The organism is Mesorhizobium sp. NZP2234, from assembly GCF_013170765.1.
Classification (GTDB): domain Bacteria; phylum Pseudomonadota; class Alphaproteobacteria; order Rhizobiales; family Rhizobiaceae; genus Mesorhizobium; species Mesorhizobium loti_D.
On record NZ_CP033364.1, the window covers coordinates 1573128 to 1588075 of the forward strand.

13 protein-coding genes are annotated in these 14948 nt (G+C 62.7%); 12 read left to right on the plus strand and 1 reads right to left on the minus strand.

Annotated elements, in window-relative coordinates; genetic code table 11:
* Positions 1–205 precede the first annotated feature (205 nt).
* The 3 genes from EB230_RS07725 to EB230_RS07735 all read left to right on the plus strand — a co-directional run bounded on the left by EB230_RS07725 (position 206) and on the right by EB230_RS07735 (position 2355).
* Positions 206–787, plus strand: a complete 582-nt coding sequence (locus tag EB230_RS07725; RefSeq protein WP_172371973.1) for a VOC family protein — start codon at positions 206–208, stop codon at positions 785–787.
* Between the two features lie 28 nt (positions 788–815).
* Complete coding sequence (locus tag EB230_RS07730) at positions 816–1709, plus strand: glutathione S-transferase family protein (protein ID WP_056575759.1); 894 nt, start codon at positions 816–818, stop codon at positions 1707–1709.
* 274 nt (positions 1710–1983) lie between these two features.
* Positions 1984–2355, plus strand: a complete 372-nt coding sequence (locus EB230_RS07735; protein WP_172371975.1) for a hypothetical protein — start codon at positions 1984–1986, stop codon at positions 2353–2355.
* Positions 2356–2505: 150 nt separating this feature from the next.
* Here the strand turns inward: EB230_RS07735 and EB230_RS07740 are convergent, their stop codons facing one another.
* Entirely contained in the window at positions 2506–2721 is a 216-nt protein-coding gene (locus EB230_RS07740; protein WP_056575764.1) for a hypothetical protein, read from the minus strand.
* A gap of 321 nt (positions 2722–3042) precedes the next feature.
* On the opposite strand from EB230_RS07740, the gene EB230_RS07745 reads away from it, so the two are divergent.
* The 9 genes from EB230_RS07745 (at position 3043) to phoB (ending at position 14783) form a co-directional block, all read left to right on the plus strand.
* Positions 3043–3954: a DUF2865 domain-containing protein gene (locus EB230_RS07745; RefSeq protein WP_172371977.1), complete on the plus strand. Its 912-nt coding sequence runs from the start codon at positions 3043–3045 to the stop codon at positions 3952–3954.
* 119 nt (positions 3955–4073) lie between these two features.
* Positions 4074–4310: a hypothetical protein gene (locus EB230_RS07750; RefSeq protein WP_172371980.1), complete on the plus strand. Its 237-nt coding sequence runs from the start codon at positions 4074–4076 to the stop codon at positions 4308–4310.
* A gap of 572 nt (positions 4311–4882) precedes the next feature.
* Entirely contained in the window at positions 4883–9046 is a 4164-nt protein-coding gene (locus EB230_RS07755) for a PAS domain-containing protein (RefSeq protein ID WP_172371982.1), read from the plus strand.
* A 532-nt stretch (positions 9047–9578) separates the two neighbouring features.
* Positions 9579–10634 (plus strand): phosphate ABC transporter substrate-binding protein PstS, encoded by a 1056-nt coding sequence (pstS, locus tag EB230_RS07760; protein ID WP_081295023.1) that lies wholly within the window; start codon positions 9579–9581, stop codon positions 10632–10634.
* 67 nt (positions 10635–10701) lie between these two features.
* Complete coding sequence (gene pstC, locus EB230_RS07765) at positions 10702–11685, plus strand: phosphate ABC transporter permease subunit PstC (protein ID WP_056575776.1); 984 nt, start codon at positions 10702–10704, stop codon at positions 11683–11685.
* Between the two features lie 3 nt (positions 11686–11688).
* The gene (gene pstA / locus EB230_RS07770) at positions 11689–12540 is read left to right on the plus strand and encodes a phosphate ABC transporter permease PstA (protein WP_056575779.1); all 852 of its coding nucleotides are present in this window, start codon (positions 11689–11691) and stop codon (positions 12538–12540) included.
* Positions 12537–13340, plus strand: coding sequence for a phosphate ABC transporter ATP-binding protein PstB (gene pstB, locus EB230_RS07775; protein ID WP_056575782.1), 804 nt, complete (start codon positions 12537–12539; stop codon positions 13338–13340). The genes pstA and pstB overlap by 4 nt, the downstream gene beginning before the upstream one ends.
* Before the next feature lie 26 nt (positions 13341–13366).
* Positions 13367–14074, plus strand: coding sequence for a phosphate signaling complex protein PhoU (phoU, locus tag EB230_RS07780; RefSeq protein WP_056575785.1), 708 nt, complete (start codon positions 13367–13369; stop codon positions 14072–14074).
* Positions 14075–14093: 19 nt separating this feature from the next.
* Positions 14094–14783, plus strand: coding sequence for a phosphate regulon transcriptional regulator PhoB (phoB, locus tag EB230_RS07785; protein ID WP_032917568.1), 690 nt, complete (start codon positions 14094–14096; stop codon positions 14781–14783).
* Positions 14784–14948: the final 165 nt, after the last annotated feature.

Here is a 14948-nt window from a genome sequence, read left to right on the forward strand (position 1 = left end):
CCATCCCTTGAAGAGATTCCGCAGGCTTTCGCGGCCCAGAGCGACTTCGCCCTTCGTGCAACGATAGGACGTGCCGCTTCTGGCGCCGCGTCACCGATTGCATTAGCATCACCTCATGGATTTCGAGGCACGGCTGAAGCGCTGCGCGGAATGCAGGGTGCCAGGCAGATCCTGACGGGCAATCGATGCCGCGGGGAGAAGGCCAATGCAGAAACTGCAATCGCAGGGCGTTCACCACATCACGCTGGTCGGCGCAGGGCGCCAGACCTCGATCGATTTCTGGGAAGGCGTGCTCGGCATGCCGTTCATCTTCGAGCAGCCCAACCTCGACAAGGCCAGCGAAAGCCATCTCTATTTCGATCCCGGCGACGGCCGGCTCATCACCGTCTTCACCGATGAGAGCCGCACGCCGGTCAAGCGCCGCACGCCGACCGATCCGGGCTGCGTGCATCATATCGCGTTCGCGGTGTCGCGCGTCACCTTCCTGCAGGCGGTCGCCAGGCTCGACGAGCGCGGCATCAAGCACAGCGGCGTCAAGGATCGAGGCTTCATGGATTCGATCTACTTCGAGGATCCGCTCGGCCTGCTGATCGAACTCGCTTCCTACCGCTTCGAGCCGCCGGCGGGTTTCACCCATGCCGAGGTGCTGATGCAGGCACACAGGCTGCGCGTCGCGCGTGGCGACTACAACATCGCCGAAGTGCATCTTGCCGACGCGATCCAGGCGCTTGTCGAAAGCTCCCGCGCGACCTTGTCGGACGACCGGACGCCGAAGAATCCATACTGACGGCCAACAAAACAGAGGGAGGACAACAATGGCAAAGACAAAGACAGTGACCAAGAGCGTGAAGAAACCGGCTGCCAAGGTAAAGCCGAAAGCCGCCGCCAAGCCTGCCGCACAAGCAGTCGCGAAGCCGGCGGTGAAGGCAGCGGCAAAGGCCGCGCCGAAAGCGGCGGCAAAACCGGCAGCCAAGAAGCCGGTGCCGAAGACCGCGAAGGCCAAGGCGGCGAAAAAGCCGGCGCTGAAGCTCAGCATGCTGAAGCCGAGCGTCAACAACATGACGGTGCGGGTATTTGCGCGCGCGGCAGGGTTCGATGCCGCCGAGACGGACGCCTGGGGTCACACGCGCTCGCCCGAATACATGGCCCGCAATCCGGCGCACCTGACGCCGATGATCGAGGACAAGGGGCTGCCCAGAGGCGTGCTTTGGGAAAGCTGCGCCATCATGCAGTATCTGGCAAACAAGTATGGGCTGGAGAAATTCTATCCCAAGGCGCCGGCCAGGCGGGCGATGATCGACAGCGCCATGTTCTACCTGATCGGCACACTCTACCCCTATGTGGCGCGCGCCACATATCCGGCGCTGGGGTTCCCGCAATATGCCGGCGAGGTCGGCCACAGCGATGCCCATCCCGACAGGAAGTCCGAGGCGCAGAAGGCCGCAATGGCGGCGATCGCCGAGCCGCTGGAGGTTTTCCATAGCTTCTTCAGGGACGGCAAGCCGTTCATCGGCGGCCAGAACCCGTCGATCGCCGACATCCGGCTGGCGGCGACGCTAGAGTTCCTGGCGGTCGTCGACTACGCGCTGCCGCAATGGGCCACCGAATATATGGCGGCAATCGAGAAGAAGCTCGGCAAGGCCTACGCCGAGCCGGCCGGCGACGTGCGTGGCTACATCGCCTATGTGAGATCGCAGGCGAAGGCCTGACGTTAACGATTCGTTAACCAAAGCCCTATCTACTGTCAGGAATTCGCCGCGCGACCACGGATGTACTGGCGCAATATCGGTGAAAGGAAAGGTCGGCTCCGTGCCGGCCTTTTTGCTTTTCCGAGCCCATGCCTGGACATCGCGCGACGGTAATCAGACAAGCCGGGAGCATCAACTTTTCGCGTCGGGATATTGTCATCGTCGACGTTGGCTCTAACATCCCTTTTGGCGAATCCGGCTGGAATGCCGGCCTGGAGTGAGATGTGGGTTTGCGATGAAATGCATGGCGGCAATGCTGATGATCGCCGGTGGGATGCTCGCCGGGACGCTTCTCCCATCGCGGGCCGCGACGCTCAACACAATGGATGATGTCGGGGCCGCGATCCAAGCGTGCTGGACGCCGCCGGCGGACGCGGGGAATTCCATCGTCACCCTGAGCTTCAGCTTCAAGCGCGACGGCTCGCTGATCGGTCCGCCACGGCCGACCGCCGCGAAGGTCGCCGGCGATGACAAGGCGCGGAAGGCGTTTATTGAAGCGGCTATTGCCGCCGTCAAGAATTGCACGCCTCTGACGTTTTCACCGGCTTTGGCGCAGGGCATTGGCGGCAACGTCTTCACGTTGCAACTGACTTCCCCGAAGCAATAGCAGTTCCCGCCGACCTCAGCGGGAAGTGAGAGGTAGCGGGAAATGGCGCACCTGGATTCGTAACCCTCGTCAGTGCCGAGGAAATGCTTCAAGAAGCAGATCGACTATCAGGGCTTCACCCCGCCACTCAGGTTCTTCCAAACCAACGGCTCAGTGGCTCAGGCGCCGTACCTTGGCATGCCGGGCCAAATCTGGTGTTTCGAAGACGTAGTCGCTCCAGGCCGATTCCGGAATTTGTCCAGCCAGATAGCATTCCAGCAACAGATTTTGCTCGGGATTGAGCGGTCGCGGCGCGCGCTCGTGATCCAGCCCGAGCGAATGGAAAAGGTTCCTTGTCAGTTCCGATACCGTGAAGTGGATCGACATCCGCGTTCTCCTTTGGCCATCAACGCCGCAGTCAGGCAAAGGTTTCAGCGCCATGCACCGGTAACGCCGGATTGATCGTTCCGGAAGGCCATGGCCTGTCAGCGTCGACAGCCGCCGGTCTGGTCGCATTGTCTTCCGGTTCGTCTCAATCTTGAAATAAAAACGTAATACCGAATTTACAGGAGCCCTTCTACTACAATAGATAAAAGTCTATTTGGAACGGAAAGTCATTCATATTAGGTGTAGCTCATTTAGTTGAAGATTACTCAAGTAGAAATAGTGCCTTCCCACGTCGTCAGCAACAGGGACAGTGTCGTCGCGATGATCCGTTTCTGGCTTCTCATGATGGTCGCGCTGGTGACGGTGGCCGCCTTTGCACTCGGCACGACGTCTTCCCATGCGGATAGTTGCAGCGCGATCAGAAGCCAGTTGCTTTCCGGGGGCCGCGGCGGGGGCGTGAGCCCCGAACTGGCGCAACTGCGCCGCCAGCTTGCGGCGATCCAGGGCCTGGAGAGGCAGCGCAGGTGCACGGCGCAAAGTGCCACGGGCGGCTTCTTCAACGCTTGCGCCGACCTTGCCAGAAACCGGACAGAGGTGCAGCGCCAGATGGCTGCCGCGTCCAATTCCGGCCGGGACATATCGGGCCTGCAGGCTCGGTTCGCGCTCGGCTGCACGTCCGGGGCGAAGGAGCAGCGCTCGGCACCGAAGACCCAATCCGCAACGGGTGGAGCAACCTATGCCGGCAATGCGATGCTGTTTTGCGTGCGGCTGTCGGACGGATATTTCTTCCCGGCGCCAAAGTCACAATTCGCCGGCAGCGGCGATCTCAAGGGAATGGCCGATCAGTGCCGTTATATCTGCGATGACCCGGCCGTCGATCTCTACACGTTGAGCGATGCCAGTCTGGAAACCGAAAAGATGGTCGCGCTCGATACGCGCAAGCCCTACACCGAACTGCCATCGGCTTTCCGCTATCGGGACGATGCAAATTTCAAGGCCTGTGACGTCAAACGTTATTATCAGCGGGTTGCCGAACTCAGGGCAAGGACGGTGACGCCGACAGACATGTCCAATGCCATCATTCCCCTGCCTCAGCCGAAGCCGGACCTAGGCAGCGTCGCGGCAATCCCGCAGTCCGGCGCCGGAGCCCCGGGTGTTGTCCAATTGCAGTCGATCGAGGCCGGCAAGCGGACCGTGCGCGTGGTCGGCCCCCCCTTTTTCCCGGCGGAATAAACCACGTCCTTCATCCCGTTCCGCGGATACAGATTGCAGCGGGTTGTCGGTGCGGCAGCAAAGCTGGAACGGAGGGGGCGCTCACGGCGTTGTGATCGACATCAGCCAGGAGAAACGCCATGGCCACGTTCCGGGAAATGCGGGTGCAGGAAATCGTCGAGGACGACTCCCTGTCCACCGAACAGAAGATTGCCGAGTTGCGTGAGATCGAATCCGAGGCCCGTGGGCTGCAACGGGCAGCTTCGGAGAGCTCGATGGGTGATGATGACGGTTGGCAGGACGATTTGCGCCAGGTTCGGTTCGCGCTCGACAAGCTCGGCGCAAAGGAGCCGAAGAAGGGCGCGGCATCGCTGTAGGGGCTGTCCGCGACTTCGGTTTGTACTTCCAGGGATCAGTCGCAGACCATGCGGACTCGCTGACCCGGTGCGCTTACGTTCCTGCACGCCAGTTGTTTTTCCGGCTCCGACGACGCGGGCGACGGCGATGAAAGCCTCGTCTGGTGTCGTCTCCGTACGGCAGGTTTCGAAATCCTGCGTTCGGAAAATTGACCGGGGGGCTGCGGCGGCACCGGAAAGGCGCCATTGTCGACCTGCGGCGCGTAATCGACATTGGGGGGCGGCCGTTCCCAGAAGCGCCTGGCGTCGAGCGGCCGCGGGATGATGACCGTGCCGTCATAGCTGCGCGAACAGCCACTGCCGAAAAGCAGTGTCACGCCCAGCAAGAAAGGCCCTATCCGTGCGTACATTAGCAACACCCCTGTATGAGCTTATAACGCGGCCTTGGTCCGCACGACAACCGGGCGGAATAACGCAGGCGGAGCGTGCCGGTCGTGCCGTTAAGGTTAGCGGATCGTTAATGCTTCTCGGGCACATTCCGCCGACGAACCGCGGAGGGAGGGTTCGACCTTGATTTTCGGGGTGGGGACAGCATGGCGGAAGCGGACGAAGCAATCGGTGCGCGCGGCAAGCGTGGGTCCGGCAAGGCGGTGCATCGCGATGACGCGCCAGCGTGCGCGGACATGGATTCGGCCGACGCGCTTCGCCAACTGGTCGAGGCAGGCTCGGACTGGATCTGGGAAACCGACGCCGAGCTGCGATTCTCCTGGCTTTCACCCACCTATCAGGCGGCCACCGGCATCGATCCGGCTGATGTGCTCGGCCGGTTCCGCTTCGATTTCCTGAACCAGGTCCTGAAAGGCAAGCGCAGCGCGGCGGCGCATCTGGAGGATCTGGAGGCACACCGGCCTTTCCGCGACTTCGTCTATGAACTGAAGGGCGGCCGCGCCGGCTGTCGCTGGGTGCTGACTTCAGGCTTCCCACGGTTCGACAGCGAAGGAAAATTTGCCGGCTATCGCGGCATAGGCCGCAATGTGACCGCACTGGCCAGCGCTTTCGAAGACATCGCGTTCGAAGACATGGAGCCGAGGCAGGAACCGCCGGTCGGCGGCGACACCGCCGGGCACCTTGCCGATCTCGAGCGGACGATGGACGCCATGCGCATGGGGATCGTGCTTCTCGACGCGAAGCTCGACACGCTGATCATCAACAGGGCCTATCGTGACATCTCCAAAATGTCGGAAGGCGATGTGGCCGTCGGCGCACCCTTCAGCCTGTTGATGGAGATCAATCGGCGCAATGGTATTTATGGCGACATCGCCCAGCCGGATTGGGAGCGCTATCTCGCCAGCCGGCTGGATGAGATCCGTGCCGGCAGCGTTTCGGCACGCCAGTTCCGCCATGCCGACGGCAAGACGATGCTGTTTTCCATCACCGCCTTGTCGGGTGGCAAGCGACTGCTGACCTATTACGACGTCACCGAGCTGAAGCTGCGCGACGCCGAGCTCGCCGATGCTCTGGAAAAGGCGCGGCTCGCGGAGGCGGTGATCAACGCCGTCGAGGATCCGATTTTCGTCAAGGACGATCATCTCCGGTTCGTCTTCGTCAACGAGGCGTTCGCGAACCTGTTCGGCCAGACGCCGCAAGCCATGCTTGGCAGACCGGGTGGCGATTTCCTCGGGCCGACCCAGGCCGCGCTCTTCGAACGCAGCGAACGGGAAGTCCTGTCGACGGGACAAATCTACGAAGTCGAAGAGAATTTCGACGATGAAGGCGCCGCTCGTTCGCGCATTGTCAGGAAAAACCGCGTCCGCATGGCAAGCGGCCGTGACTATGTCGCCGGCTTCCTCTTCGACATTTCCGACATGAAGCGGCGCGAGATCGAGGCGCAAGATGCGCGCAAGCATCTCGCCAGCGTGCTGGAATCGCTGCCGGCGGGCGTGATCATCTACGATCGCGACGACAAGTTCGTCTTCGCCAACCACAAGCTGCAGGATACGCTGCCGGCGCTGAAACCTTTCTGGCAGCCCGGCCGGAATTTTCGCGAGGCGTTGGAATTCGGCCACTCAGTCGGCTATTTCCGCTCGAGCGGCGATAGCGGGATCGACAGGCTTTACGAACCCGATCCCGAACGCTGGCTCGACAGCATATTGGCGCGCTATCGGCTGCCAAATTCTTCCTACGAGCGCCTCAATGCCGATGGACGCTGGTATCAGGTCTACGACATGCGCACCGATGACGGCACGTTCATCGGCGTGCGCGTCGACATCACCGATATCAAGAGCCGCGAAGCGGCCTTGCGCGACTCAATGCGCCAGATCGACCTGTTCCGGCACGTCATGGATGAGTTGCCGGTGGCCGCCTTCATCAAGGCGCAGGACCTGAGCATCGAATTCGTCAACAAGGCCTGGTGCGCGATCACGGGCCTCGCCAAGGAAGATGTCATCGGCCGGACCGACCGCCAGCTGTTTGGCGCCGCGGAAGCGGAAGGCTACAGCCATGACGACACCGATGTCGTGGCGACCGGCGCCGTGCGCGAGGTCGAGGAACCCGTCACCCATCGCGACGGCACGGTGCGGCAATTGATGACGCGCAAGAGCCGCCTGGTGGCGACGGACGGATCGGTGCATCTGGTCGGCTCCAGCACCGACATCACCGACGTCAAGGCGCGCGAGCGGGCTCTGGAAGAGAGCATGCGCGAAAACGAGGTGTTCCGCAGCCTGATCGACAATGTGCCGGTGTCGATCTACGCCAAGCGCTCCGACCTCAGGCAGTTCTATGTCAACAAGGGCTGGTGCGACCTCACCGGCTTCAGCAAGCAAGAGGCGATCGGCAAGACCGATGTCGAGATCTTCGGCCCTGATGGCGAGGCCTTCGTGGCCGGCGATCTGGCCGTGCTGCGCACCGGCGAAACCCAGGAGATCGAGGAGAGCGTGACGCTCCCCGACGGCAGCGTGCGCCACCAGTTCGCGCGCAAGGGCGCGATGATCGCGTCGGACGGTTCGCTCTACCTGATCGGATCGACCACCGACATCACGGAGCTGAAGATGCGCGAGGCGGAGCTCAGCGAGGCGCGCCAGCGCGCCGTGCTCGCCGACCGCGCCAAGTCGGAATTCCTCGCCAATATGAGCCATGAAATCCGCACACCGATGAACGGTGTGCTGGGCATGGCGGAACTGCTGGCCAAGTCCAATCTCGATCCGAAGCAGAAGACGTTCACCGACATCATCGTCAAGTCGGGCAACGCGCTCTTGACCATCATCAACGACATCCTGGATTTCTCCAAGATCGATGCCGGCCAGATGGTGCTCGATCCGGCGCCCTTCAACCTCGCCGAGGCGATAGAGGATGTGGCGACGCTGGTGTCGACGCGTGCCAAGGAAAAGGACCTCGAGCTCATCGTGCGCGTCGAGCCAGGGCTCGAAAACCTGTTTATCGGCGACGTTGGCCGCATCAGGCAGATCGTCACCAACCTGCTCGGCAACGCGGTGAAATTCACCGATGAAGGCCATGTGCTGGTCGACGTGACCGGCGAGAGGGTCCCGACCGGAACCAGGCTGACGATCTCGGTCACCGACACCGGGATCGGCATCCCCGAGGAAAAACTGAAGCTGGTCTTCGAAAAATTCAGCCAGGTCGACACCTCCTCGACGAGGCGGCACGAGGGCACCGGGCTTGGCCTTGCCATCACCTCACGGCTGGTCGAACTGATGGGCGGCGAGATCGGCGTCGAGAGCGCCGAGGGCAAGGGCTCGACCTTCTGGTTCACCGTGACGCTGCCCAGGGCCGGACAGCAGAACGGGCAGCGCATAATGCCGGTGGACGTGACGGGCGCACGGGTGCTGATCGTTGACGACAATGCCGTCAACCGGGCCATCCTGACCGAGCAGATGGTCTCGTGGACATTCGATTCCTGCGCGGCCGAAAGCGGCGCCGAGGGCCTCAAGGTGCTGATCGCGGCCGCCGCCTACGGCGTGCCCGTGGACTGCGTCGTGCTCGACTACCAGATGCCTGGGATGAGCGGCGCCGAAATGGCGCGCATCGTGCGCAACACCGAAGGTCTCGCCGACACGCCGATCATCATGCTGACCTCGGTCGACCAGTCGCTCGCCAACACCAGCTACCGCGATCTCGGCATCGACGCCCAGCTGATCAAGCCGGCGCGTTCCTCGGTGCTCCTGGAGACACTGGTCGCGACCATACAGCGCCATCGCCACGCCACGGATGGCCACGCCGCCCAGCCGCTCGCGGGCGAGGGGCCTGACGCTTCTCCGCCGCTGGCATTGTCCGAACAACGTGCGCAATTGCAGCCGCCACCGATTCGCCCCAGGCCGCCTGCCACAGGTGGTGGCGGACACAGGCTGGACATCCTCGTGGCCGAGGACAACGAGGTGAACCAGATGGTCTTCACCCAGATCCTTGGCGAAACCGGCTATGGTTTCGAGATCGTCGGCAATGGCCGCAAGGCGCTCGACGCCTTCGGCAAGCTCAATCCGTGCATGATCCTGATGGACGTCTCGATGCCGGAGATGAGCGGGCTCGAGGCGACCGCCGCGATCCGCCGGCTGGAGCACGAAACCGGCACGCATGTCCCGATCGTCGGTGTCACCGCGCATGCGCTCAAGGGCGATCGCGAGCGGTGCCTGGAGGCCGGAATGGACGACTATCTGCCCAAGCCGATCAGCCCCAGGGCCCTGCTGGAGAAGGTCGAGCGCTGGATCGGCGCCGGCCGCCAGGTCCAGCGCAGCGCGGGATAGCATCGCGTTGCCTGGTGCCAGGGATGTGAGAGGCAAGCCAAGGGAATCAATCGTGGATTTGCTGCCATGCCCGCGTGCAATGACTATGGTGCGATCGCACCATATCAAAGTCGGCACCCAGCCGAGACAATAGCAAAATCGAATTCCGCCCTTGCAGTTACGGGCGGGAGCAGCGACCGCCGGCAAAGAAGCAGCGTCAACCTACCCCAACGGACCTGTTTTTGGCGATGGCCCGGCCACGACACGCTCTGGCCTTGAGCAACGCACTCCCGCCCGGATTTTCTTCCCTTGATAAAGCCCCGTCGAATCCGGCGGCGGCTCCGGCTCGCGGGCGGCCCAAGCCCCTGATTCCGAGAGCAAACTCGGATCGGGCCGCGACCGCCCGATGCCACCGCCCTTGCCAGTGCTTGTGACGCGTTACCGGGCTGACACGAAACTGTCATGCGACTGTTATAATCGAAGGCTATTGGCCTCAGCGGGCGCCGGTTAGGAATGGCGCCGAGAGACCATCTTCCGAACAGGAGCAGGCCACATGAGACATTTCATCCGCTCGGCGGCCGTTGCGATTGCAATGGCTACGGCGTCTACCTTCACCCTTTCCGCGGCAATGGCAGCTGACCTTTCCGGCGCCGGCTCGACATTCATCTACCCGGTGTTCGCCAAGTGGGCCGACACCTACAAGAAGGACACCGGCATCGGCCTCAACTACCAGTCGATCGGTTCAGGCGGCGGCATCAAGCAGGTCATCGCCAAGACCGTGACCTTCGGCGCCACCGACAAGCCGATGTCCGACGCCGACCTGGAAAAGAACGGCCTCGTGCAGTTCCCGATGGTGATGGGCGGCATCGTGCCGATCGTCAACCTCACCGGCGTCAAGCCGGGCGAACTCGTCCTCGACGGCAAGACGCTGGCCCAGATCTATCTCGGCGCCATCACCACCTGGGACGACGCCGCGATCAAGGCTCTGAACCCCACCCTCACCTTGCCGTCGACCGCCATCGCCGTCGTGCATCGTTCGGACGGTTCGGGCACCACCTTCAACTTCACCGACTATCTGGTGAAGCTCTCGCCCGACTGGAAGGACAAGGTTGGTTCGGACACCGCCGTCGAATGGCCGACGGGTGTCGGCGCCAAGGGCAGCGAAGGCGTTGCCAACACCGTCAAGCAGACGGATGGCGGCATCGGTTACGTCGAATACGCCTACGCCAAGCAGAACAACCTGTCCTACTCCAAGCTGGTGAACGCTGCCGGCAAGGTTGTCGAGCCGTCGCTCGAATCCTTCGGCGCCGCCGCTTCGAATGCCGACTTCAAGACTGCCAAGAACTTCAACGTCATCATCACCAACGAGCCCGGCGACACCACCTGGCCGATCGCCGCCTCCACCTGGGTTCTGATCCACAAGGCCCCGGACGATGCCGCCGCCACCGGCGAAGCCCTGAAGTTCTTTGCCTGGGCCTACAAGGACGGCAAGGAAACCGCCAAGGCGCTCGACTATGTCTCGATCCCCGACAGCGTCGTCGATCTGATCAAGGCTTCGTGGAAGGCCGACATCCAGGCCGGCGGCAAGCCCGTCTACGCCGGCGAGTAACATCTTCCAAAGGAGCGCCGCGACCGTGGCGCTCCTTTCCCTTCAATCCGAAAGAGCCGAGCTTGACATGAGCGCTGTCCAGGAAGCCTTGCCAGCCGTCAGAGGTTCCCGCGATGCCACCGTTCGACGGTTCGCGCTGACCGACTCAATCTTCCACGCGACAACCCGCGCCGCCGCGATATTGGTGCTGGTGCTGCTTGGGGGCGTCGCGATCTCGCTGTTTGCCGGTTCCTGGCAAGCCCTGTCGACTTTCGGCTTTTCCTTCCTGACCAGCGAAAGCTGGAACCCGGTGACGGAGAAGTTCGGTGCGTTGGCCCCGATCTACGGCACCATCATCACCTCGGCAATCGCCATCCTGATCGCCGTGCCGCTTGGCATCGGCATCGCCATCTTCCTCACCGAGCTCTGCCCGCGCCCGCTGCGGCGCCCGATCGGCATGGCGGTGGAATTGCTGGCCGGCATCCCTTCGATCATCTACGGTATCTGGGGCCTGTTCGTGCTGGCACCGTTCCTGCAGACGACGGTGCAGCCTTTCATTATCAGCGTGTTCCACGGTATTCCGGGCCTGAACGGCCTGTTCGCCGGCCCTCCTTATGGCATCGGCCTGCTGACCTCGGCGATGATCCTGGCCATCATGATCCTGCCTTTCATCACCTCGATCACCAAGGACGTGTTCGATACGGTGCCATCGGTGCTGAAGGAATCGGCCTATGGGATCGGCTGCACGACCTGGGAGGTCACGCGCCGGGTCGTCATTCCCTACACGCGCATAGGCATCATGGGCGGCGTCATGCTCGCTCTCGGCCGCGCGCTTGGTGAAACAATGGCGGTGACCTTCGTCATCGGCAACGCCCATCGCATCAGCACGTCGCTGTTCGCACCGGCAACGACCATCTCGGCGACCATCGCCAACGAATTCACCGAAGCCGTCGGCGATCTCTACACCTCCTCGCTGGTCGCGCTCGGCCTGATCCTGTTCGTTATCACCTTCCTGATCCTTGCCATCGCACGCTACATGCTGATGCGCATCGATGCCCGCACGGGAGCCTGACCGATGTCGACAGCCGCGTCGCTTCACCAAAGCCGCAAGCGCAAGAATGGCGTGATGATGACGCTGTGCGTCATCGCCGCCGGCATCGGCCTTGCCTGGCTGGCGCTGATCCTCGGCGCACTGCTCTACAAGGGCCTGTCGGGGGTCTCGCTGTCGGTGTTCACCGAAATGACCCCGCCGCCCGGTGACGCCGGCGGCCTGCTCAACGCTATCTACGGCAGCATCGTGATGACCATCATCGGCATCATCGTCGGCACGCCGATCGGCGTGCTGGCCGGCACCTACATGGCTGAATACGGCCGCTTCTCGAAGCTCACCACCGTGGTGCGCTTCATCAACGACATTCTTCTGTCGGCGCCATCGATCATCATCGGTCTGTTCGTCTACGAGCTGATGGTGCGGCCGATGGGGCATTTCTCGGCGATCGCCGGTGCCGTCGCGCTGGCCATCCTGGTCATCCCGGTCGTCGTGCGCACCACCGAGGACATGCTCAATCTGGTGCCGAACGCGTTGCGCGAAGCCGGCACCGCGATCGGCGCGCCGCGCTGGGTGGTCATCCGTTCGGTTGCCTATCGCGCGGCACTTTCGGGCATCGTCACCGGCATATTGCTGGCCATTGCCCGCATCTCCGGCGAGACCGCACCCCTTCTTTTCACGGCGCTGAACAACCAGTTCTGGTCCAGCAATCTCAATGCGCCGATGGCCAGCCTGCCAGTCACCATCTTCCAGTTCGCTCTCAGCCCCTACGAGGAATGGCAGCAGCTGGCCTGGACCGGCGCACTCATAATCACATTGACGGTTCTCGCGCTCAGCATCTTTGCGCGCAGCCTGACAGGACGCAGAGAGGACAAATGAGCCAGATGTTGTCTCCAGACATGACGATCGCCGCCGAGGCGGCGGCCAAGGCCAAGATCGAGGTCAAGAACCTCAACTTCTACTACGGCCAGTCGAAGGCGCTGAAGGATATCACGCTGTCGCTGCCCGAGCGCAGCGTCACCGCCTTCATCGGCCCTTCCGGCTGCGGAAAGTCGACGCTGCTGCGCGTCTTCAACCGCATCTACGAGCTCTACCCCAAGCAGACCGCCGAGGGCCAGGTGCTGCTCGACGGCCAGAACGTTCTCGACCGCTCGCAGGACCTCAACCTTTTGCGCACCAAGATCGGCATGGTGTTCCAGAAGCCGACGCCGTTCCCGATGTCGATTTATGAGAACATCGCCTTCGGCGTCAGGCTCTATGAGAAGATCAGCAAGGCCGAGATGGACGGCCGTGTCGAGCAGGCGCTGAAGCGCGCAGCCCTGTGGACGGAGGTCAAGGACAAGCTCAATGCCAGCGGCCTCAGCCTGTCGGGCGGCCAGCAGCAGCGGCTGTGCATCGCCCGCACGGTGGCGGTGAAGCCGGAGGTCATCCTGCTCGACGAGCCGGCCTCCGCGCTCGATCCGCTGTCGACCGCCAAGATCGAGGAACTGATCGACGAGCTGCAAGCCGACTACACGATCGTCATCGTCACCCACAACATGCAGCAGGCGGCGCGCGTCTCGAAGCAGACCGCCTTCATGTATCTGGGCGAACTGGTCGAATTCGACCGTACCGAGAAGATCTTCACGTCGCCCCGCGAAAAACGCACGCAAGACTACATCACCGGCCGCTTCGGCTGATCGCACGCATTACGAGGACCAGGATCATGGCCGAACACACAGTCGCAGCCTTCGACGAGGATCTCGGACAGATCAGCAGGCTGATCAGCGACATGGGCGATCTCGCCGGCTCGATGGTCGGCGGTGCCACCAAGGCGCTGTTGAATTCCGACAATGCGCTGGCACAGCGCGTGGTCTCCGACGACGCCATCATGGATGCACGCCAGCGCGAACTCGACGATCGCGCCATCACGCTGATCGCCAAGCGCCAGCCGATGGCCGACGATCTGCGCCATGTCGTCGGGTCGATCCGCATGGCCGGCGACCTCGAACGCATTGGCGACCTTGCCAAGAACATCGCCAAGCGCGTCGGCACCGTCGGTCTCGCCGCAACGCCGCGCGACCTGTCGCATTCCATCGACGCCATGGCGCAACTGGTGCTGATCCAGGTGCAGGGCGTGATCGAGGAGTATGCGGCGCGCGATGCCGCCGCGCTTGCGAAGCTGCGCGCCGACGACGAACGCATCGACGTCAAATACACGTCGGTGTTCCGCGAACTCCTGACCTACATGATGGAAGATCCGCGCAACATCACCGCTTGCACGCATCTGTTGTTCTGCGCCAAGAATCTCGAACGCATCGGCGACCATGTGACCAACATCGCCGAGAACGCGTACTATGTCCTGACCGGCACGCAACTGCCCGCCAACCGCCCCAAACAGGACGAGACGGCGATGTCGGCGCCGGCGGCTTGACGCAAGAGGTGACCAATCGATGATCGCGCCACGCATTATGGTGGTGGAGGATGAGGAGCCGCTGGGAGTGCTGCTCCGTTACAATCTTGAATCCGAAGGCTACCAGGTCGAGGTGGTGCCGCGCGGCGACGAGGCTGAAATCCGCCTGCAGGAGAACGTGCCCGACCTTCTGGTGCTCGACTGGATGGTGCCGGCGGTGTCCGGCATCGAACTCTGTCGGCGCCTGCGCATGCGGCCCGAGACCGAACGGCTGCCGATCATCATGCTGACGGCGCGCGGCGAGGAGAGCGACCGCGTGCGCGGCCTTTCGACCGGTGCTGACGACTATCTGGTCAAGCCGTTCTCGACGCCGGAATTCATGGCCCGCGTCAAGGCGCTGCTGCGCCGCGCCAAGCCGGAAGTGCTGTCCAGCGTGCTCAAGGTCGGCGACATCGTGCTCGACCGTGAATCGCACCGGGTCTACCGCAAGAAGAGCGAGATCCGGCTTGGGCCGACCGAATTCCGCCTTCTGGAATTCATGATGCGCCATCCCGGCCGCGTGTTCTCGCGCAGCCAACTGCTCGACAATGTCTGGGGTGAGACGATCTATATCGACGAGCGCACCGTGGATGTGCATGTCGGCCGCCTGCGCAAGGCGGTCAACAATGGCCGCATGCCCGACGTCATCCGCACCATCCGTGGGGCAGGCTACGCGATCCGTGAGGATTAGGTCCTTGGCGCGGAAGCGTTGACGGGTTGCATCCGCTCCCGGATAGAACGCATTTGGTGTTGGCTCAGAGCTTATGGCTTCGTCATCCCAGGGTCTCCGCGACGGAGCTTCGCTCCTGCTCCGCCCAGGGATGACGACCTCGAGGGGGCTCGGCCAATCTCCAGC

Bases quoted from the DNA above. Each gene is read 5' to 3' on its own strand.
- pstA (WP_056575779.1), top strand. From the start codon at position 11,689: ATGTCGACAGCCGCGTCGCTTCACCAAAGCCGCAAGCGCAAGAATGGC.
- pstC (WP_056575776.1), top strand. From the start codon at position 10,702: ATGAGCGCTGTCCAGGAAGCCTTGCCAGCCGTCAGAGGTTCCCGCGAT.
- EB230_RS07755 (WP_172371982.1), top strand. From the start codon at position 4,883: ATGGCGGAAGCGGACGAAGCAATCGGTGCGCGCGGCAAGCGTGGGTCC.
- EB230_RS07725 (WP_172371973.1), top strand. From the start codon at position 206: ATGCAGAAACTGCAATCGCAGGGCGTTCACCACATCACGCTGGTCGGC.
- EB230_RS07745 (WP_172371977.1), top strand. From the start codon at position 3,043: ATGATCCGTTTCTGGCTTCTCATGATGGTCGCGCTGGTGACGGTGGCC.
- pstB (WP_056575782.1), top strand. From the start codon at position 12,537: ATGAGCCAGATGTTGTCTCCAGACATGACGATCGCCGCCGAGGCGGCG.
- EB230_RS07735 (WP_172371975.1), top strand. From the start codon at position 1,984: ATGAAATGCATGGCGGCAATGCTGATGATCGCCGGTGGGATGCTCGCC.
- pstS (WP_081295023.1), top strand. From the start codon at position 9,579: ATGAGACATTTCATCCGCTCGGCGGCCGTTGCGATTGCAATGGCTACG.
- EB230_RS07740 (WP_056575764.1), bottom strand. From the start codon at position 2,721: ATGTCGATCCACTTCACGGTATCGGAACTGACAAGGAACCTTTTCCAT.
- EB230_RS07730 (WP_056575759.1), top strand. From the start codon at position 816: ATGGCAAAGACAAAGACAGTGACCAAGAGCGTGAAGAAACCGGCTGCC.
- phoU (WP_056575785.1), top strand. From the start codon at position 13,367: ATGGCCGAACACACAGTCGCAGCCTTCGACGAGGATCTCGGACAGATC.
- phoB (WP_032917568.1), top strand. From the start codon at position 14,094: ATGATCGCGCCACGCATTATGGTGGTGGAGGATGAGGAGCCGCTGGGA.
- EB230_RS07750 (WP_172371980.1), top strand. From the start codon at position 4,074: ATGGCCACGTTCCGGGAAATGCGGGTGCAGGAAATCGTCGAGGACGAC.